General features: G+C 33.1%; 17 protein-coding genes. 11 read left to right on the top strand and 6 right to left on the bottom strand.

The genetic code is table 11. The annotated features are described in order from the left end of the window. Positions 1–295: 295 nt before the first annotated feature. From gcvT to ACWGOQ_RS08400, 3 genes are all read left to right on the top strand, one after another. Positions 296–1378 carry a glycine cleavage system aminomethyltransferase GcvT gene (gene gcvT, locus ACWGOQ_RS08410; RefSeq protein ID WP_452057502.1) on the top strand — a complete coding sequence of 361 codons (1083 nt, stop codon included), beginning with the start codon at positions 296–298 and terminating at the stop codon, positions 1376–1378. 94 nt (positions 1379–1472) lie between these two features. Continuing rightward, positions 1473–2288 carry a sugar nucleotide-binding protein gene (locus tag ACWGOQ_RS08405; RefSeq protein ID WP_452057501.1) on the top strand — a complete coding sequence of 272 codons (816 nt, stop codon included), beginning with the start codon at positions 1473–1475 and terminating at the stop codon, positions 2286–2288. 62 nt (positions 2289–2350) lie between these two features. Beyond that, positions 2351–2764: a thiol-disulfide oxidoreductase DCC family protein gene (locus ACWGOQ_RS08400; protein ID WP_452057500.1), complete on the top strand. Its 414-nt coding sequence runs from the start codon at positions 2351–2353 to the stop codon at positions 2762–2764. 500 nt (positions 2765–3264) lie between these two features. Here ACWGOQ_RS08400 and ACWGOQ_RS08395 read toward each other — a convergent pair whose 3' ends face one another. Beyond that, on the bottom strand, positions 3265–3462 hold the full coding sequence (locus ACWGOQ_RS08395) for a hypothetical protein (RefSeq protein WP_452057499.1): 198 nt from the start codon (positions 3460–3462) through the stop codon (positions 3265–3267). A gap of 261 nt (positions 3463–3723) precedes the next feature. On the opposite strand from ACWGOQ_RS08395, the gene ACWGOQ_RS08390 reads away from it, so the two are divergent. Beyond that, the gene (locus ACWGOQ_RS08390) at positions 3724–5589 is read left to right on the top strand and encodes a mucoidy inhibitor MuiA family protein (protein ID WP_452057498.1); all 1866 of its coding nucleotides are present in this window, start codon (positions 3724–3726) and stop codon (positions 5587–5589) included. A gap of 61 nt (positions 5590–5650) precedes the next feature. On the opposite strand, the gene ACWGOQ_RS08385 is transcribed toward ACWGOQ_RS08390, so the two are convergent. The 5 genes from ACWGOQ_RS08385 to aroC form a co-directional block, all read right to left on the bottom strand. Then, positions 5651–6040, bottom strand: coding sequence for a hypothetical protein (locus ACWGOQ_RS08385; RefSeq protein ID WP_452057497.1), 390 nt, complete (start codon positions 6038–6040; stop codon positions 5651–5653). A 162-nt stretch (positions 6041–6202) separates the two neighbouring features. Then, complete coding sequence (locus ACWGOQ_RS08380) at positions 6203–7654, bottom strand: pyridoxal phosphate-dependent decarboxylase family protein (RefSeq protein ID WP_452057496.1); 1452 nt, start codon at positions 7652–7654, stop codon at positions 6203–6205. An 88-nt stretch (positions 7655–7742) separates the two neighbouring features. Further along, positions 7743–9047, bottom strand: coding sequence for a dicarboxylate/amino acid:cation symporter (locus ACWGOQ_RS08375; RefSeq protein ID WP_452057495.1), 1305 nt, complete (start codon positions 9045–9047; stop codon positions 7743–7745). Between the two features lie 138 nt (positions 9048–9185). Beyond that, entirely contained in the window at positions 9186–9383 is a 198-nt protein-coding gene (locus ACWGOQ_RS08370; RefSeq protein ID WP_452057494.1) for a hypothetical protein, read from the bottom strand. A gap of 229 nt (positions 9384–9612) precedes the next feature. Next, positions 9613–10677, bottom strand: a complete 1065-nt coding sequence (aroC, locus tag ACWGOQ_RS08365) for a chorismate synthase (RefSeq protein ID WP_452057493.1) — start codon at positions 10675–10677, stop codon at positions 9613–9615. Positions 10678–11082: 405 nt separating this feature from the next. Here aroC and ACWGOQ_RS08360 point away from each other — a divergent pair, with 405 nt between their 5' ends. The 7 genes from ACWGOQ_RS08360 to ACWGOQ_RS08330 all read left to right on the top strand — a co-directional run bounded on the left by ACWGOQ_RS08360 (position 11083) and on the right by ACWGOQ_RS08330 (position 19855). After that, on the top strand, positions 11083–13404 hold the full coding sequence (locus tag ACWGOQ_RS08360; protein ID WP_452057492.1) for a type IA DNA topoisomerase: 2322 nt from the start codon (positions 11083–11085) through the stop codon (positions 13402–13404). A 201-nt stretch (positions 13405–13605) separates the two neighbouring features. Beyond that, positions 13606–15156 carry a M20/M25/M40 family metallo-hydrolase gene (locus ACWGOQ_RS08355; protein ID WP_458202602.1) on the top strand — a complete coding sequence of 517 codons (1551 nt, stop codon included), beginning with the start codon at positions 13606–13608 and terminating at the stop codon, positions 15154–15156. A gap of 672 nt (positions 15157–15828) precedes the next feature. Further along, positions 15829–16410 carry a Crp/Fnr family transcriptional regulator gene (locus tag ACWGOQ_RS08350; protein WP_452057490.1) on the top strand — a complete coding sequence of 194 codons (582 nt, stop codon included), beginning with the start codon at positions 15829–15831 and terminating at the stop codon, positions 16408–16410. Between the two features lie 61 nt (positions 16411–16471). Next, complete coding sequence (locus ACWGOQ_RS08345; RefSeq protein WP_452057489.1) at positions 16472–17050, top strand: NAD(P)H-dependent oxidoreductase; 579 nt, start codon at positions 16472–16474, stop codon at positions 17048–17050. Positions 17051–17211: 161 nt separating this feature from the next. Next, positions 17212–17967, top strand: coding sequence for an alpha/beta fold hydrolase (locus ACWGOQ_RS08340; protein WP_452057488.1), 756 nt, complete (start codon positions 17212–17214; stop codon positions 17965–17967). A gap of 109 nt (positions 17968–18076) precedes the next feature. Further along, a complete protein-coding gene (locus tag ACWGOQ_RS08335) occupies positions 18077–18523 on the top strand; it encodes a GNAT family N-acetyltransferase (RefSeq protein ID WP_452057487.1) in 447 nt (148 codons plus the stop codon). 168 nt (positions 18524–18691) lie between these two features. Beyond that, positions 18692–19855, top strand: a complete 1164-nt coding sequence (locus ACWGOQ_RS08330; protein WP_452057486.1) for a cyanophycinase — start codon at positions 18692–18694, stop codon at positions 19853–19855. Positions 19856–20269: the final 414 nt, after the last annotated feature.

The following is a 20269-nucleotide window of genomic DNA, read 5'->3' as shown; positions in this document are numbered from 1 at the left end:
ATCTAATAATGATCCGGAAGGTTATAGAAAAAAGCCGTACCCCTTTCTTTTAATCCTAATTTTTTTGCAAGTGAAGTTTCTGAATAACCAGCAGACATATCGTTTAAAAACGAATAATTCCTGATAAAGTTATAAAAAAACACAGCGACTTTACGACATTATTATTATATCCGTAATTATTCGCTTCTGGATTAGTAAAAAGTTAATAATTTATCAGATAAAAGGATTGTATACCAGCACAAAGTTTTTTACTTTCGGCGTCCATTTGATTCTTAATTCTACAAATAGAACGATTATGAAAAACACTGCATTAACAGAAACTCATACTGCATTAGGCGCCAAAATAGTTCCGTTTGCCGGATATAATATGCCGGTATCTTATGAAGGAGTTAATATAGAACACGAGACTGTTCGAAATGGTGTTGGTGTTTTTGATGTATCACATATGGGAGAATTCTTAATAACAGGACCGCACGCATTGGATTTAATTCAAAAAGTCACTTCTAATGATGCATCCAAATTAGTCGATGGAAAGGCACAATACAGTTGTCTGCCAAATGATAAAGGAGGTATTGTGGATGACCTAATTGTGTACAAAATAGCAGACGAAAAATATTTACTAGTAGTAAACGCTTCTAATATTAAGAAGGATTGGGACTGGATTAAAAGTCACAATATCATGAACGCAGATATGCGGGATCTATCGGAAACATATTCGTTATTAGCAATTCAGGGACCAAAAGCAGCATTAGCTATGCAATCTCTAACCTCTGTTGATCTGGAAGCAATGAAGTTCTATACCTTTGAAATTGCAGACTTTGCCGGTATCGAACATGTAATTATTTCTGCGACCGGATACACTGGCAGTGGTGGTTTTGAGATCTATTGTAAAAATTCTGAAGTACAACAGGTCTGGGATAAAGTAATGCAAGCAGGTGCAGAATTTGGAATCAAACCAATAGGTTTGGCCGCAAGAGATACTTTGCGATTAGAAATGGGATATTGTCTTTATGGGAATGATATTACTGACGAAACTTCTCCTATAGAAGCAGGGTTGGGATGGATCACCAAATTCACCAAAGATTTTGTAAATGCAGAAGCATTAGCAAAAGAAAAAGAACATGGAACAGAAAGAAAACTTGTAGGTTTTGAATTGGATGAAAGGGGAATACCAAGGCAGGGATATGATATCGTAGATGGTAATGGGCAAAAAATCGGAGTAGTTACCTCTGGTACCATGTCGCCGTCTCTTGGAAAAGGAATAGGTTTAGGATATGTACCAAAATTTTTGGCTACATCAGGAAGTAACATTAACATTCAGGTACGTAAAAAAGCGATCCCAGCCACCGTAGTAAAATTACCTTTTTATAAAGGATAATTATTTTATAACAATAATAAAGCTTACGTTAAGTTTCAGGATTACACCAAGTAGTGATCTTAGAAACTTAACTTTTTTAAGGATATAACCAGTATTGAAAAAAATTCTTATCATAGGCGCTAGCGGATTCATAGGAAATGCTCTTTATAAAGAGCTTAATTCCTATTTTGATACTTATGGTACCTATCGTACAGACAATACATTTTACGAGAAAAATCAGAAATTCTTTCAGTATGACATGGAGCTGGAAGATATCTCTATACTATTAGACAATCTAAAACCCACAGTGATCGTTTCTGCTATTAGAGGTAATTTTAATTCACAGTTAGATGCACATCAGCGCATCATACAATGGATAAAGACAAATACATCCAAATTAATATTCCTATCCAGTGCTAACGTCTTTGACACCTTTAGTAACTATCCTTCTTATGAATATGATAAAACGTTAAGCACCAGTGTTTTTGGTAGATTGAAAATTAAAATTGAAAATGCACTAATGCGCTTACCAACACATAAATATGTGATAGCGAGAATTCCAATGGTTTTTGGAGCGGGTACACCAAGAGTACAAGAACTAAAGACATTGTACGACCTAGACGCACCCATAGAGGTCTTTCCGAATGTGATTATCAATGCCACATCAATTTCGAAATTAACACAACAATTACACTTCATTATTAACCAAGGAAAAAAAGGTATTTTTCATCTGGGAAGTACTGATCTGATTTATCACCTGGATCTCATTACCGAAATTTGTGATATGTTGCAGTTAGAAAATCCTGCTTTTAAACAAGTTTTTGATTCCAATAATGACAGATATCTGGCGGTCTTACCAAAAGATAATGCCTTACCACAGAATCTACAAATCACCACCAGACAGGTCATTGATTCGATTATTTTAAAATAATTGAATCATAATGAAATTATAATCCATAGGAGGAATTGATTATTCGTACTTATCTTTGTTGTATGAATATTGAAGGGAAAAAGGTTATATTATTTGATGGTGTATGTAATCTCTGTAATGGCGCAGTGAATTTTATTATCAAACGCGATAAAAATGATGTGTTCAGATATGCTTCTTTACAAAGTAAAATAGGTAAAAAATTAGCAGAAGAAAGAGGTATCGATATTTCTAAACTGGATACGATCTTGCTTATAGAACCATCCGTGGCATATTATCATAAATCAACAGCTGCTCTGCGTATAGCAAAACAGCTGTCTGGTGGTTACCCGTTACTTTCTGTTTTTCTAATCTTCCCTAAGTTCTTAAGAGATTGTGTTTACGATATTATTTCGAAAAACAGATATAAGTGGTTTGGTAAAAAAGAGAGTTGTATGATTCCAACTCCAAAGCTAAAAGCCCTCTTTATCGACCAATAACATACTATTTACTTTTGCAATAACATTATGAATTATAATCAAAACTTCCCCCCTTTGATGTTACCCTATTCAATTCAGGATTATTCATATTATCTATATGTATAAAACCTAAGCATGCTATTGCAAAGCAAATTAGTATAAATGGTATGATAAGCTTTTTCATCGTTATTTTGGGTTTCAATGATTTGGTTAGCAAAAAAAGACCATCCTTTAATTACGGTTTAAAAGTAATCATGATTATTCAGTGAGCATGTAGGTATTTTAGAATTCGTAGACACTTAATTAGAATTCGTAGAAACAATACATTATAGAGATAGCTATGAATACTATGATACTAGAAAGTGGTCCTTATCGTTACCTCATAAAAAAACTGCCTTACAGAAAGCTGCAAGACAGTTTTGGAGTGATCCGTTACTCTTTTTGTTTTCCCTTTATTTTTCCATATCAGAAGAAATTTCTTTCTTTTCCTGATTGGATTGTAACGTATCCTGATCCGCTCCTCATTTACTATCTAATTTCTCGTTATTATCTAATTTCTCGACCGTGGTAATTTCGGTACCCAAACTATTTTCTATTTCGTGTTTCTCTCTTAACTGATTATATTTTTTATCCAGCTTGTTCACATTGTCTATATGTACGATACTCAAACATATAACTGCAAAAGTGATTAAAGCTATGGGTAGAAAAAGCCGTTTCATAATGAGTGTATTAAGATTTATTAATATGTGTGGTTCAAAAGTAAGTTTATCTACTCTGCAAAGGAAGGGGACTTTAGCTAAGAATCCTATAGGGGTTTTCCCCCTATTTTATTAAGTGATTAGTATTAAATGGAGTTTTTTAAACCTGTAAACTTACTTATTGTTAGTGTTAACTCAATCAAATGGCTACTTCACTAAGTATCACTTTATTTCTGAATAAAACCATATTACATTCGTTTTAAATCCAAAAAACAAATAACCATGAGAACCCTTATGCTATTAATAGTACTTTTACCAACCTTCATTTTTGGGAACAATGAGATAAGACTGTCTTCTTCCATAAATGAAGTTACCGTTTATATATCCGGAGCAAGTATACAGAGAATGGCAATTACTGATCTGCCGCCAGGAATACATGAAATCGTATTCTCTGATCTTTCTAACAAGATTGATGAAAACAGTATACAAATTTCGGGCTTAAAGAATGTATCCATTTTATCTATAAAATATGTCATTAATTATCTTGAAAAGAAAAAAAACTCCAAAGAATTAGATGCATTAGGAAATCGATTAGAAGCACTATTATTAGAAGAAAATACATTAGAAAATTTGCTTTCGGGATTTCATCAGGAAAAAAAGTTATTAGAAAACAACCAACGAATAGGTAGTGAGCAAGTGGCACTTTCGCTAGACAAGGTAAAACAACTATCTACTTATTACAGAGAACGATCAGTAGTTATTCAAAATGAAACATATACAATCAAATTACAGAAGAACAAATTACAGGATGAGATTAAAGGTATTGTCAACCAAATAAATAGACTTAGTGATAACACCAAAGAAGAACGAGGAGAAATCAAGGTCAAGATAGATGTACCTGCTGCCACAAATCTTGGGCTAAAATTACAATACAATGTTACCGACGCTGGATGGTTTCCTGTATACGATATTAAATCAAAAAACACAGATACTCCTGTAAAAATAATATATAAGGCTAATGTATACCAAAAAACTGGAACGGATTGGAATGATACGAAAGTAATTCTATCTACTGGCGATCCAAATACAAATAATTTAAAACCAAATCTAACTACGAGGTATTTAAACTTTGGTTATGCTAATTATAAAAGAAAGAGTGCTACGAATCGATATTCTGCTACGTATAATCCTACTGTAAAAACTGTTAGCGGAATTGTAACAGATCAACAAGGACTTCCGATCACAGGTGTTAATGTAATTGAAACAGGACACAGCAATGGAACTACTACCGATTTTGAAGGTAAATATACCATTGCTATTCAACAAGGAAAACAATTATCTTTCTCGTATCTAGGCTTTATCACAGAACAAATAACCATCGGGAGCTCTGTTGTTAATGTAAACCTGAAAGAAGATGACAATGCATTAGAAGAAGTGGTCATTAGTGGGTACGTATCTTCATCCAAATTAAGCGGGAAAACTTCTGGTGTACAAGTAAAAAAAGAAGCATACAATCTTACTGTGGCATCTAAGGAAGAAGGAGTCACAAATACCCGCTTCGTTATTAAAAAGAGATACACAATTAAATCCAACACCGATATAACTACAATTGAAATTGATAATTTTGATATCAAAGCTAAATACAGTTATTATGTGGCTCCAGAGTTGAATGAAAATGTATTTTTGACTGCTAAATTAGGTAATTGGGAACAGTTTGATCTACTTGCGGGTGAAGCCACTATTTATTTTGAAGGAAGTTATGCAGGAAAAACAACTATTGATCCACAAGCCACAACAGATAGTTTGACTGTTTCTTTAGGAACAGATCCCAATATTGTAGTAAAAAGAAAGCCTCTCAAAACTTTTAAAAGTAAATCCTTTTATGGAAATAACAGAATCGTGGATCTAGGGTATTCCTTACAACTAAAAAATAATAAGAAACATACGATTCAATTGATTCTGGAAGATCGAATTCCAATCTCTCAAAATAAAGAAATCAAAATTGACACTATAGAAACGAATGATAGTAGCTATAATAGTAATACAGGAATAATGAGATGGAAATTAAATGTAAAGCCTAATACACAACTTGAAAAACAGTTTTCCTATCAATTAAAATACCCTAAAAACAAAAGGGTTAATTTATAACCTTTGCTTTTAAAAATTACCTTAACGTTTCTAACTATTACGGAAACGTTAAGGTAATTGGTTATCGTTCGAAAAGAAATATAAACCCATCTTCAAAAGTTTCTTCAACGGTAAAAGAGGTACTTTGCAAATTAAATCTACCAAGACTTACTTCGTTCACAATTAACAGATCTGCATCTGCCGGTGCCGAAACACTATATGGGTAGGTTCCGGATTCTAATACAGTATTAAAAGAAGCATCGGTTATCGAGTTCTGTATAGTTACCATACCTGTCACCGTATTAAAATCCCAAACAATGATTTCTTTAGCAATATCTTCATCTAATCCAGCAAACCCTCCGGATACATTAACTAGGTTCCATTTTCCCTGTAGTGTAGGTTCTACATTATCATCATCATTGCTACAACTAAAAAGTATAACCGAAAATAATAGGACACAAAAGCATTTCATACATTGCTGTTTATTCGTTAATTTATTTGTTAGATGAATTCCTTACCTATTGGTTGCGTATGGGAAAAAAATAACTTGATATTTTATCTCTTAAAATAGAATTTCTAGAGCCTCACTAATTAAAGAATAACCTTAAGATGTTATTGAAACATAGAAAAAAATCTATATAGCTGATCTTAAACAAGACGCAATATATTCGATTTCATCTAACAATGCTTCAAAATCTTCTTCGCTGGTCAGTGGATTCATAATGGAAGTGCGTAAATATCTATGATCACCAATTAAAGTTTGTACAATATAAAATTTTCCTGATAAGATCAATTTTTCGCGTATGGTAGAATTAAATGTATTGAGATCTTCTGAAGCAATATTTATATATCTAAAATTGACAATATTAGCTTCTGGGTTTACCAACAATTCAAAACCATTTCTATTGGATATCATTTGAGCAAATAACTTTCCAAGATCAAACAATCGATTTATGTTTTTCTCAAAAATATCTGTTCCATACATTCTCATGATCGAATATACTTTTATCGACATCATCAATTTAGTACACTCAAAGGTTCGTTTTCCTGAATTATACCACTCTCTGGATTGCTGAGAATCCCATAAATACTGAGCTTTTTGCTCAAAAGTCTTATAAGATGTGGTTGCTTGTTTAAAAATCAAAGCAGTGGTTAAAGATGGTGTCAATAGCATTTTGTGAAAATCAAGCACCACTGAATCTGCTTTCTCTATTCCTTTTGCAAGATGTTTATATTTTTTAGAAAAGACCACACCTGCTCCGTGTGCACCATCTACGTGAAACCAAAGATTATTGTGTTTAGCAAACGTAGCCATAGCCTCTAAATCATCGTAAGAACCTGTCGATGTCGAAGACGCACAACCAACTACAGCAATCACGACTAATCCATTATTTGTTGCCTCTATCAAATATTGTTCTAATAACGAAGTTTCAATCTGATAAGAATTATTTGCTGGCACTTTTATGATACCCGCTGATCCAAATCCCAAAATCCTTGCGGCACGGTCAATGCAATAATGGGCTTCTTCTGAAACTAACACCGCTAAGTTTTCGTGATGACCATGTTCCCAAACCGAACCGGGAGCCTTTGCTTGTCTGGCTGCAAGTAATGCGGTTAGATTGGCCAAAGTACCACCTGAGGTAAGAAAACCAGCTGCATCGGATCCATATCCTATTTTTTTTGAGACAAAATCGGTAACTATTTTTTCTAAAGCATTGGAAGCCATTCCCATTTCATAAACACCAGTGCCATTACTTAATAGATCGGCTACTAATCCTGACAAACTACTAATCACAGCAGGAACTGCCACCTGATGTCCGATGTACCTCGGGTGATGCACATGAATAGATCGCTCCAGAATCTTTTTATAAAAATCCATCAAACCTGTATCAGAAGACATATCATCCTTCCAATATGTTAATTCTTTTTCCGGATGCTGATATGTAAGAACAGGAAGTTCTTTTTGTGATTGTACCTGATCCAAATGATCGGCCAAAACATCCACCAGTTCATGACCAATCTCTCTAAAATCTGACGGACTGTATAGTTGCTCTAACAACTCGTCTATGGGTATACTTTCCTTCATGTTGAATTTGATTCATCAATACGCTCTAAAGATGTGATCCCAATGGTATCGCATCAAGTTTTAGAAAAACAATAACAAACAGATCGTATTACTTCTTTTGATAATTATCATCCCAATCTTTAATCTTAGGATTTCCTAATTTATCAACACTTTTGGCTACCATCATAGATACCGCAGCATCTCCAGTTACATTCACTGTAGTTCTACACATATCCAGTGGTCTATCTACAGCAAAAATCAATGCCAAACCTGCTTCGGGTATCCCTGCTTGTGCAAGTACAATAACCAGCATTACCATTCCTGCCCCAGGAACTGCGGCAGAACCTATAGATGCTAATGTAGCAGTAGCTACGATACCCAATTGAGCTCCTAAGGTTAAATCCATACCAAAAGCTTGAGCAATAAATACGGCCGCTACCGCTTGGTATAAACTCGTTCCATCCATATTAATTGTCGCTCCTATTGGTAAAACAAAACTTGTTACTTCTTTTTCCACACCTAAATGCTCTTCAACCCTTTCCATTGTTACTGGTAAAGTTGCCGCACTGGAACTTGTGGAAAATGCCAGTAATTGAGCTGGAGAAATTCCGTTGATAAAAAATGATGGTGTTCTTTTCGTAAAAATCCAAACTATTAGTATGTATACCGCTATCATCAACGCCAAACCTATCAATACAGAAACTCCGTACATGCCTAACGCAGCAAACAAGTCAGCACTTGGAGATTCTACTACCAAAGCTGCTAATAAGGCAAAAACACCATAAGGAGCTGCTAACATGATTAGATCAATAAGTTTTAGAATTACGTCATTAAAACCATCAAAAAAATCTTTTACAGGCTTTGCTTTATCCTCAGGAATCAATATCAACCCTATTCCAAAAAATATAGCAAAAAATATTACTTGTAACATATTTCTATTATCACCCGCGGCATTAAAAATATTACTGGGAACCAGATCTACCAATGCTTGCAAAGGACCTGCATTTTTTTGTTTTTCTGCATCAGCTATTTTACTATCCGCATCCCCTTTATAACTTTCGATCAGTTCTGTACGTGTTTCCTCGGTAATAGCAGAACCAGGTTTTACAATATTAACCACAAGCAAACCAATACTCACAGCAATTACTGTAGTGATAATGTATGTGGCAATGGTTCGACCTCCCATTTTTGAAAGTTTGGAGATATCCTTGAGATCAGAAACTCCCTTGATAAGAGAAGCAAGAATCAATGGTACTGCTATTAATTTAAGACAGTTAATAAATATAGTACCAAAAGGTTTAATCCAGTCTGCGGTAAAATCGCTACCCCAAGAAAACTGAGTCATTAAAAATCCGAATAATACTCCGACAACCATCCCGATCAGGATTTGCCAATGTAATGCAAGTTTCTTCATGTGAGTTATCTAATTTTTTGAATACAAAAAGTCGAAGATATAAATTTAAAACAAAAAAACGGTAACCTTATGAAGATTACCGTAAATAGAACGATATAAGAATTATATCCTAATTATTTCACTAAGAAAAATGATCAATTAATTATCATCTCCCATTTTATCAATTTGTTCGTCGATTTCTTCATCTGCCTTTTCTGCTGCTCTCTCTAGCACTCCTTTTTCCTTTTTTTCTACTTCAACCTCTTTAACAACAGTAACTTTTTCTTTTTTAGTATCTCTACAAGAAGTAATAAATCCAACCACTGCTAAAGTTACTATTAGAATTACTTTTTTCATAATTTTAGTATTTATTTATATCGACAAATTTGAATGATTCTTTAGCAAGACCTTGTCTAAAATCAGATAAACATTAACTCATAGAAGTTTTGGTTGCAGTGAATTTTCAATTCATCTTATTTACGTTACAACCTAAATCAAATAAAAAAAGAAGAGGAAATTATTATTTCTTAGTTAGAAAAACAAAAAAATAGAAATCACTAAAATACCAGAATATTTAACTTCAGTATTACTTTTTAATTGTACGATTCATTAACCAATAATCCACTAAAACCAATGCTGCCATTGCTTCTACGATGGGTACTGCTCTAGGTACAACACAAGGATCGTGTCTTCCTTTACCTTGCATATTTACCACATTACCTTCTTTGTCAATGGTTTCCTGATCCTGCATAATGGTAGCTACAGGCTTAAAAGCTACATTAAAGTAAATATCCATTCCATTAGAAATTCCTCCTTGTATTCCTCCGGATAGATTAGTTTTGGTAGTTCGGTCTGTATTGAATAAATCATTATGCTGACTACCTTTAAGTTCTGATCCAGCAAAACCACTACCATATTCAAAACCTTTTACAGCATTGATAGACAGCATTGCTTTACCCAATTCGGCATGCAGCTTATCAAAAACAGGTTCTCCTAATCCAATAGGAACGCCAGCAATTGCACAACTTACTAAACCACCTACTGTATCGCCTTCTTTCCGGATCTGTTTGATGTACTGTTCCATTTCCTTGGCTTTCATCGGATCAGGACAACGAACAATATTACTTTCTGTTAATGAGAAATCGAGTTCTGTATATGGCTTATCCAGTTTTACTACACCAACACCACTTACATAGGCATTAAATGAAACCCCAGAAAGCACTTGTTTTGCAATAGCTCCGGCTACTACCCTACTTGCCGTTTCTCTGGCAGATGAACGACCACCACCACGATAATCCCTAACTCCATATTTTTGATCATACGTATAATCTGCGTGAGAAGGTCTGTAGGAGTCTTTTATATGTGAATAGTCTTTGGATTTTTGATTAGCATTTTTAATAACAAAACCTATAGGAGTACCGGTCGTTACTCCTTCGAATATACCGGAATAAAACACTACGGTATCTGGTTCTTTACGCTGTGTAACGATAGCTGATTGTCCAGGTTTTCTTCGGTCTAATTCAGCTTGTATTGCTTCAAGATCCAATGCTACCCCAGATGGACAGCCATCTATGATTCCACCAATAGCTACTCCGTGTGATTCTCCAAAAGTGGTTACCCTGAAAAGGTTTCCAAATGTATTTCCTGCCATTAAAAAACAATTTTTAACAAATGTACTTGTTAATCTTTAAAAACCCGATAGTAATTTGATAGAAAAACGTTTGTTTCCTTTATAAAAATTATAACTCTTTCAGATTTCAAACCCATTTTTTGCACAATGAGTATTTGAAGAAATTTTTATGCTTTCAATTACCATAGTTGTGCTACCGTTTCCTTTAAAACTCAAATTTATGGTAAAGTACCTATCTTAATTCTTGTCTAAGTATGATCCCTTTTCTATCTTCTAAAAAATAACGATACTGAAATGATTAGGTAATCTAGTAATTTCTGTGAAGATCTAGATCCTGATAAATAAAAACTTGATCTGCCTATCAATACAGCTATTATTTTTATCCAAAATTTCTTACTTTTCATCCTTGTTATAAAAGAATTATTCATGAAGGTTTGTATAGCCGAAAAACCAAGTGTTGCCCGTGAAATTGCTACCGTTTTAGGAGCGAACACAAAACGTGATGGCTATTATGAAGGAAATGGATATGCAGTTACCTACACTTTTGGACATTTATGTACCTTGTATGAACCCAATGATTATAAACCTTACTGGAAAAGCTGGGATCTTAATAATTTACCGATGCTCCCCGAAAAATTCAAAATAAAAGTTGTGGATAACCAAGGTATTCAAAAACAATTCAATATTGTAAAATCCCTCTTTGATAAAGCAAATGTAGTTATCAATTGTGGGGATGCTGGACAAGAAGGAGAGTTGATACAACGATGGGTTATCAATCAAGCAGGTTATACAGGAAAAGTACAACGTTTGTGGATTTCTTCGCTAACCACCGAGGCTATTAAAGAAGGATTTGAGAATTTAAAACCTTCAGAAAAATATGATAACTTATATTATGCAGGCTTTTCCAGAGCTATTGGTGATTGGTTGTTAGGCATGAATGCCACCCGGTTGTATACCGTAAAACATGGTGGTTATAAACAAGTTTTATCAATAGGAAGGGTACAAACGCCAACACTGGCAATGGTAGTATATCGTTATCTGGAAATCCAAAATTTTACACCACAACCCTATTGGGAACTTCAAACATTATATAGGGATACGTTATTTAGTTATGAAGACGGACGTTTCTATAAAAAAGAAGATGGAGAATTACTGGCCAATAAAGTAAAAGAAAGTGATTTTGAGATTGTGACTATCACAAAAAAAAATGGTAAAGAGTATGCTCCAAAATTATTTGATCTTACCGGGTTACAAGTGTATTGTAATAACAAGTTTGGATTTTCTGCGGATGAAACCTTAAAAATTGTTCAGAAACTTTATGAACAAAAAGTAGTAACCTATCCTAGAGTCGATACCACTTTTTTACCCAATGATGTATATCCAAAAGTACCGAGAATTTTAGAGAAACTAACAGATTATAATACATTAACAACGCCATTACTAGATAAAAAAATTAAGAAATCAGCGAAAGTTTTTAATGACAAAAAAGTAACAGATCATCACGCAATTATTCCCACAGGTGAGCAACTAAATTTACAATACAATCTGAAGCAGGTTTATGATATCATTGTAAAACGTTTTATCGCAGTCTTTTATGATGATTGTAAAGTTGCAAGTACTACTGTGATCGGTAAAGCAGCTACAGTTCCATTTAAAACAACTGGTAAAGTCATTATTGAAAAAGGATGGCGGGTTGTTTTTGAAAACCCAGATGCCCCAAGTAAAAAAGAAACCGGATTACTTCCGGGTTTTGTTAAAGGTGAAAAAGGCCCGCACGAACCGTCATTTCTGGAAAAACAAACCAAACCACCAAAACAATTTACAGAAGCAACATTGCTGAGAGCTATGGAAACTGCTGGTAAACAAGTGGATGATGATGAAATGCGCGAACTAATGAAGGAAAACGGCATAGGAAGACCATCTACGCGAGCTAATATTATTGAAACTTTGTTTAAACGGAAATATATAGAACGTAACAAAAAGCAAATACTACCAACGACTACAGGTCTGCAACTCATTGATACGATACAAAACAAGCTTCTTGTTTCTGCTGAACTAACAGGAAGATGGGAAAAACAATTGAAAGAGATCGAAAAAGGTGATTTTCATGCAGGTGCCTTTATAAAGAATATGAAACAGATGGTAGATCAATTGGTGTATGAGGTGAGAACAGAAAAAGTAAGAGCAAACATCTCTCATAAGACTGATCAAAAACAAGCAAAGACAACTGAAAAAAAAGTAAAGAAAACCTCTCAAATTACTGCGGAAAAATGTCCAAAATGTAAAAAAGGAACAATGTTAAAAGGAACATCGGCTTTTGGTTGTAGCACTTATAAAGAAGGATGTAATTTTAATCTACCCTTTAGCTACCTCGGTAAAAAAATATCCGAAAAACAATATATCCGCCTATTACAAAAAGGGGCTACTGTAAATCTAAAAGGCTTTGCAACAGATACAGGAACTGTAGAAGGTTTATTGCGGTTTGATGACAGTTTTGGTGTCGTTTTGGAACAGAAAAAGCCAGCTCCTTTAGCAACACCCAAAACTAAATCGGATTCTATGTCCTGTCCTAAATGTAAAAAGGGACACATCCTAAAAGGCAAAACAGCTTATGGGTGTAGTGAGTATAAAAATGGATGTGACTTTCGATGTACTTTTGATACTGTAAGAAATAAAGCAGCTGGCAAAACAATGTCGAAGGAATTGGTATATATCATTTTAAAAGAAGGTTTCACTGTTAGCTCATGAAAAAGATCTGATAAATTAGTTAATAACCTTAAAAAAAGGTAAAAAAACCTCAGAACCTTTATCCAAACTAACTACTCGAATATTTACATTATACATCTGGTTCACCTAACAAAAATAGAAATATCCTAAATTGTACAAATTTAATTAAAATTAATGGCAGTTTTAAGGCAAACAACCGTAAGTCTTTATTTAGTAAACTATATGAAACAGTTAACAAAACTATTGGAATTAATTAAAAACACTATACTTATTATAAACGTATGTTTAATTATATTATTACCTCTTAATGGATTTGGACAATCCAAGGATACACTACATATCAATAGCAATTTCAAAAATACTTTGCTATTGCATAAGGAATTTGTAAGTATTCCCAATTTGCCTCAAAATGAAGTATTGATGATTGAGAATATTAACTGGATAGCTAATCAGTATAGAACATTAGATTTTAAAACAACGCTTCTTACGACAAGTACGATTCCTATACTTGTCGCGGAAAAAATTTTTGATCCAAAATTTAAAACAGTATTATTCTATTTTCACATTGATGGACAGCCAATTGATCCGGAATCATGGAATCAAAAAAATCCCTTTGAGCCAGTTTTAAAGGAAATAAACAAAAATGGTCAGTGGCAAACCATAGGTTGGGAAAAACTTGATGATGGCATCCATGATGAATGGCGCATTTTTGCAAGAGCAGCAGCTGATGATAAGGCACCAATAATCATGTTACTGGAAGCACTTAGAATTCTTAAAATCGAAAAGAAAGAAAAACCAAAATTTAATATAAAAGTAATATTTGATCCAGAAGAAGAATACGGTTCTAACGCCTTGCTATCCACCCTTGATAAATATAAAGAAGCTTATGCATCCGACTTCTTTATTGTAATGGATGGACCGATTCACAATTCTAACAAACCAACAGTCACATTTGGGTGTAGAGGAGTTGCAACTTGTTCTATAACAACTTTCGGATCTAAGCTTCCGCAACATAGTGGTCACTACGGAAATTATGTACCAAATCCGGTGTTTGATTTAGCAAATCTATTATCAAGTATGAAGGATGAACAAGGTAGAGTTTTGATAAAAGATTATTACAAAGGAATTCATATAGATACAAAAACCACTAAGCTTTTGGAAACAGTACCATTCGATTCTTTAGAATTGAACACAAAATTAGGTATTCATACTTCAGAAAACGTCGGAAGTACTTATCAAGAGGCGCTACAATATCCTTCTTTGAACGTACGCCAAATTGGAACTTCTTGGAAAGGAAAAGGTTTAAAAACCGTCATACCAGAATATGCTATTGCAAATATAGATGTTAGACTAGTTCCGGAAACTGATGGAAAACTACAACTGCAAAAAATAGAAAAACATATACAGCAAAAAGGCTATTATGTTATTGATAGAGATCCTACAGATAAAGAAAGACGTGATTATTCTAAAATTGTGAAATTTTGTGCATCCTCAAGAGTGGTAAATTCTTTTAGGACCAACCCTGATTCTGATTTTGGAAGGAAAATACGAGCCCAGTTAGAAAACACCTTTGATTATTCCCCTATCACAATAAGATTAATGGGAGGAACCGTACCTATTGTACCTTTAATTAACAAATTGAATATACCCACACTAATTGTTCCTATGGTTAACATGGATAATAATCAACATAGCCCAAATGAAAATATTAGAATTGGAAATATCAGACAGGGAATAAAAATTTGTTTGGCAATTTTAAACACAAAACTTTAAGTATTTGTATACGTCTTGTATTATAAAAAGTAAAGACGAAATATTTATATTTAGTTAAGTTATAAACCGAAACGTTTGTTCTATTTTATACGACTACGCTAGATATATTTAATGTTAGCAATCTATGAGGGGAATTCTACTAATAACAATGTTTATTGCTTGGATGAAACAGATATCAGCTCAGGAATGTGGTTATTTAGAATAGTGTGCTCGTGTTAAATTTGCATCAGAAAGTTATTCAAGCAAAGACTATAAAGATGCCGAAACAAATCTGAAAAATACTTTTAAAAAAATGCCATTTTATCCTTTCTGGGATAAAACAAAAAAATAAAAGGAAGATTTAATAGGTACAGAGGAAATAAATAACTATTTATAATACCAGTAATAGGTACACAACATATAAAACTTTATAACATATCTTAAACCTCTCTTATTGGGCTTAATCTATGTCTTATTGTATTGAAATGGGTTTTTAATTTTTTTTCTGAAGCTAAATCAACTATATTGTAAAATAAGCGTTTTCTAACATCGGAATAATTCAATTTTCAATCAAAAAGTACTTTCCTTTTTGAAATAGTACAAGATTATTATAAATTGAAATAAAAATAAAAATTCATAAGTAAATCAATTGACTAAGGCATCTTGCCCTTGCTAAGGTTTATAAATTTTGTATTGGCAGTAATTATAAAAATGAGAAACTACTTAGGTAAATTTAATATACTGACCAACGATGAAATTAATTTGTTTGAACAAAAAGTAGCTTATAAAAAATTAAAAAAGGGAGATTTTTTTATTAGAGAAGGTCAGGTATCTCAGGAGGTTGGTTTTGTCATATCTGGACTATTTAGGTCATTTTATTATTCTTCATTACAAGAAGAGGTAACATATTGTTTTACTTTTTCCAATTCTTTTGTGAGTGCTTACTCTTCTTTTTTATCTCATGAAAAAACAGCTGAAAATATCCAAGCTTTGACAGATATTGAATTGTTCACTATCTCTAAAGATGAGATTCTCAAACTAGAGAAGTCAAGCACTAATTGGTTAAAGCTTTTTAAAATTATAGCTGAACAAGAATATATCAAAATGGAAAAAAGAATTTTTTTGTTACAAAAAGAGACTGCTGAACAACGTTATCGTGATTTACTAAATAATCAACCAGAACTTTTACAGTTAATTCCTCTTAACTTCCTTTCCTCATATTTAGGTATCACTCAAAGACATTTAAGTCGAATAAGAAAGTTGATTTCGAATTAGACATATGTCCTTTCAAAGAAATTTTATAGTGTAGTTCTTTGCTAAAAAACATAGAACAAAAATGAAACAAGTCTTAATAATCAATGGACATCCTGATAAAGATAGCTTTAACTATGCTTTATCAGAGGCATACTTACAAGGAGCTAACAAAACAAATTCAGTATTGCACCAAATTAATATTTCAGATTTGGATTTTAATCCTGATTTAAAGTTTGGATATCGAAAAAGATTAGTGTTAGAACCCGATTTAATAGATGCAATTGATAAGATAAAAAAAGCTCACCATATTGTTTGGGTATTTCCAATTTGGTGGTACAGCCAACCTGCATCTATGAAAGGATTTATCGACAGAATATTTCTACCAGGTATCACCTTTCAACCGATTGAAGGAAAAGCATTTCCTAAAAAACTTTTAAAAGGAAAATCAGCACGATTAATTATTACAGCAGATACACCAAAGTGGTATGACATTATAATTATGAAACGACCGGCTATTAATCAGCTTAAAAAAGGTACTTTACAATTTTGCGGCATTAATCCTGTTAAAATAACTTATATAGCTCCAATTAAAAATTCCAGTTCTGATTTTAGAGCGAAATGGTTGAAAAGAATATCAGTATTAGGGAGCAGTTTAAAATAGTTACCAACTAAAACATTTGGTATTTTTCACAAAAAATATTAAACCAAAATACTATATTGAACTCTGTAACCATCAGGAAACCAGTGTTTATATACAGCCCTATGCTTATTGTAACAAACATTGTATATCATTTTAATAGCAAATTTTAGAAAATACATATTATGAAATATTATAAAAACTTTTTGATTTTAATGATCATAGCAATTTCATTTCAGTCTTTATGTTCACAAAAAGCTTCAAAACCTGTATATGTTATCGTACACGGAGCTTGGGGAGGCGGATGGGCTTTTAAAAAAGTGGATTCGCTACTTAGGGAAACAGGAAGTAATGTATATCGACCCACGCTCACTGGTCAAGGAGAAAGGGTGCACTTAGCTACAAAAAACGTAGGTTTAAACACACATATTGATGATATTGTAAACACTATTCTTTTTGAAAACCTTAATAATGTTATATTAATTGGTCACAGTTATGGGGGAATGGTTGTAACTGGTGTTGCAGATAGAATTCCTGAACGGATTATGAAACTGATTTACATCGATGCCTTTGTCCCCGAAAACGATGAAAGTCTACTGTCAATATCAGGGATGAGCGAAAAAGGATTTAAAATATCAAACGGATATGTAATTCCCCATTGGGTAAAAGAAGGGAAATCACCTCCTAAAGATGTACCACATCCTTTGAAAACCTGGACAGATAGTATTTCATTGAAAAATCCGGAAAGACTCCAGTTAAAAACAACGTACATACTTACTGTTGATAAAGGAGCTGACCCTAAAAAAGATGATTTTTACTCACAAGCAGTAAGAGCTACAAAAAAAGGATGGACAATATTACAGCTTACAGCTGACCATAATGCGCAATGGTCTGCCCCTGAAGAATTTGTTAATTTACTCAAAGAAAATGAAAATAAATAAATAAGCACAAAACGATACGGCAAGTAATAGCTTATTCTCTCCTATTTCCTAAACTCCTCAATAAATTACTATCGCATTGTGTTTATTACAATTGTCTAAATAAAGAATAATGAGATCATCTGAGTTTGCAATAGAACGATCATTTGAAAAAATATCACCTCAAGCAATAGCATTTCTTGAAAAGGTATTTTATGAAGAGCAAGGTATTCCAAAGGAGTTGATACCCCTTTATAGTTATAATCATATCTGGTGGTGCATTAAAACAGATAATGCCATCGTAGGAATTGCTGCCGCTTGGGAGATTACATCCGAATGGCATTGGGGACGTTTGGCTATTGACAAAAAAGTAAGAGGATTTGGAGTGGGAAAAGAAATTACAAAGAAATCATTAACTGAGTTATTTCAAATGAGTATTGAAAAAGTAAAAATTGATGCTAGAGATATAACCGTAAAGATGATCTCAAAAATTGGCGGAAAAATAATAGGTGAGACAACAGATTTTTACGGAACTGCTATAACGCCAATGATAATTCAAAAAAAAGATTTTGTCCTTTGAGACATTAACAAAACCGTACCCGATAACAGGTATCTTTCATTGCTTCACAGTATGTAAGTAGTATCTCCATAATCCCGATGGATTTTCTAACCCCCTACTCTTTTTTTATATCTTAGTCATTTACATAATGATCTATACATTAATTCTTGCAATAATTAAAAACAGAATATGAAGAAAGTACGTTCTACTGTATTAATACTCACTACCCTTCTACCAATATTACTATTTTCTCAAAAGAGCAGTACAATGACTACAAAGGGTACAATATTACTTATGGGTGGTGACTGTACAAATGATTTCTTCATTTCAGAATTTGCAGGTTTGGTGGGTAGTATTGAAAAGAATATTGTTATTATTCCTACTGCTATGGAAGATAGATACTTGGACTCAGAAAGAGATTTTGATATTTTAAAAAAACCTTTCAGGGATATTGGCTTTTCAAATATTAGCATTGTTCACACTAGAGAAACGAAGATTGCTAACAGTGATTCTTTAAATAAAGTATTATTATCTGCTGATGGGGTTTGGATAACTGGTGGTAGACAATGGCGTTTAGCAAAGGCTTATAATGACTCAAAAATTCAAAGCGCCTTACGAACCCTTTTGAACGAGGGAAAAGTTATTGCTGGTACTTCGGCTGGAGCTTCTATAATGGGAGACGTTCTTGTAAGAGGAGGCATTAATAACTCAACTAGCATGCTTGGCGATTATCAAAATGGATTTGGGTTCATCAAGAATTTTGCAATAGACCAACATCATATAGCCCGAAACAGACAATTCGATATGTTTGAATTAAAAAATGAAAGACCGGATGTTTTAGGCATTGGAATTGATGAGGGCACAGGAGTTATTCTTCACGAAAACAAATTTAGAGTAATCGGAAAAAGCTATGTTACGATTTATGATAATACGAGATGGTCGGAAGAACGAGATACCATATATCAATTAGAGAAAAATGACAAACAATTTTATACGCTGTCCAAAGGATATGAATATGACATTGCCGAGAGCCAAGTAATTAAAAAAAATGAAAGAAAAACCTTATCTTATGATAAAGAGATGATTAAAAATATAACTGGAATATATCAACAAACTAAAGGGTTAGAAGTTGGTCAAGATTTAAGAATAACAGTAACATCAGAAAACAACGAACTCTACTTTAAACAATCCTGGAATAATGCCAAGTATAAAGTCGAATACCATTATTTACATACATTTTTTAGACCAAATAGCATTTCAACCTATCATTTTAACAAAGATAAAACAGGCACTTTCAGTTCATTTTGGTTTTTTCAATATGCCTATGGAATATCAAATTGGGTTAAGCAATAAAAAAAATTGACTAAAATAGCTACTGCCAAGAACGGTACTCTTACATACACACTTAATTCTTTAAGCTTCTTTGTTGAGGCATTTTTACCAGTATCAGATAAAAACTTAAGATCTTTATTTGGAAGTTAAAGAATCTAGAAATGTAGTTTTATAATTTCAAATAAGAAAGCTGGGACTTCCTCACTTGTTATCTTATGAAGCTGGTATCCTTTTTCCAATGATATGCCGCTGCAGGTAAATTAATAATTTTACTAGTCTGCTTTTATATCTTACTAACCTTTCGCAAACCAATACATTGAATAAGTGTCCCAGAATACTTTTTAAAAGAAAACTATTATATTGTACACTACAAAGACTTGTAAAATAAGAATAACTTAATATTTTATCAATGGGTATTTCCTTTTTGCAGTGGTA

This window comes from Aquimarina ulvae, from assembly GCF_053613295.3.
The sequence above is the reverse complement of the archived record's forward strand: the minus strand, read 5'-3'. Positions and strand labels throughout refer to the sequence as shown.

Bases quoted from the DNA above. Each gene is read 5' to 3' on its own strand.
- ACWGOQ_RS08390 (WP_452057498.1), top strand. From the start codon at position 3,724: ATGAGAACCCTTATGCTATTAATAGTACTTTTACCAACCTTCATTTTT.
- ACWGOQ_RS08395 (WP_452057499.1), bottom strand. From the start codon at position 3,462: ATGAAACGGCTTTTTCTACCCATAGCTTTAATCACTTTTGCAGTTATA.
- aroC (WP_452057493.1), bottom strand. From the start codon at position 10,677: ATGGCAGGAAATACATTTGGAAACCTTTTCAGGGTAACCACTTTTGGA.
- ACWGOQ_RS08340 (WP_452057488.1), top strand. From the start codon at position 17,212: ATGAAATATTATAAAAACTTTTTGATTTTAATGATCATAGCAATTTCA.
- ACWGOQ_RS08380 (WP_452057496.1), bottom strand. From the start codon at position 7,654: ATGAAGGAAAGTATACCCATAGACGAGTTGTTAGAGCAACTATACAGT.
- gcvT (WP_452057502.1), top strand. From the start codon at position 296: ATGAAAAACACTGCATTAACAGAAACTCATACTGCATTAGGCGCCAAA.
- ACWGOQ_RS08385 (WP_452057497.1), bottom strand. From the start codon at position 6,040: ATGAAATGCTTTTGTGTCCTATTATTTTCGGTTATACTTTTTAGTTGT.
- ACWGOQ_RS08330 (WP_452057486.1), top strand. From the start codon at position 18,692: ATGAAGAAAGTACGTTCTACTGTATTAATACTCACTACCCTTCTACCA.
- ACWGOQ_RS08370 (WP_452057494.1), bottom strand. From the start codon at position 9,383: ATGAAAAAAGTAATTCTAATAGTAACTTTAGCAGTGGTTGGATTTATT.
- ACWGOQ_RS08375 (WP_452057495.1), bottom strand. From the start codon at position 9,047: ATGAAGAAACTTGCATTACATTGGCAAATCCTGATCGGGATGGTTGTC.
- ACWGOQ_RS08355 (WP_458202602.1), top strand. From the start codon at position 13,606: ATGAAACAGTTAACAAAACTATTGGAATTAATTAAAAACACTATACTT.
- ACWGOQ_RS08400 (WP_452057500.1), top strand. From the start codon at position 2,351: ATGAATATTGAAGGGAAAAAGGTTATATTATTTGATGGTGTATGTAAT.
- ACWGOQ_RS08335 (WP_452057487.1), top strand. From the start codon at position 18,077: ATGAGATCATCTGAGTTTGCAATAGAACGATCATTTGAAAAAATATCA.
- ACWGOQ_RS08360 (WP_452057492.1), top strand. From the start codon at position 11,083: ATGAAGGTTTGTATAGCCGAAAAACCAAGTGTTGCCCGTGAAATTGCT.
- ACWGOQ_RS08345 (WP_452057489.1), top strand. From the start codon at position 16,472: ATGAAACAAGTCTTAATAATCAATGGACATCCTGATAAAGATAGCTTT.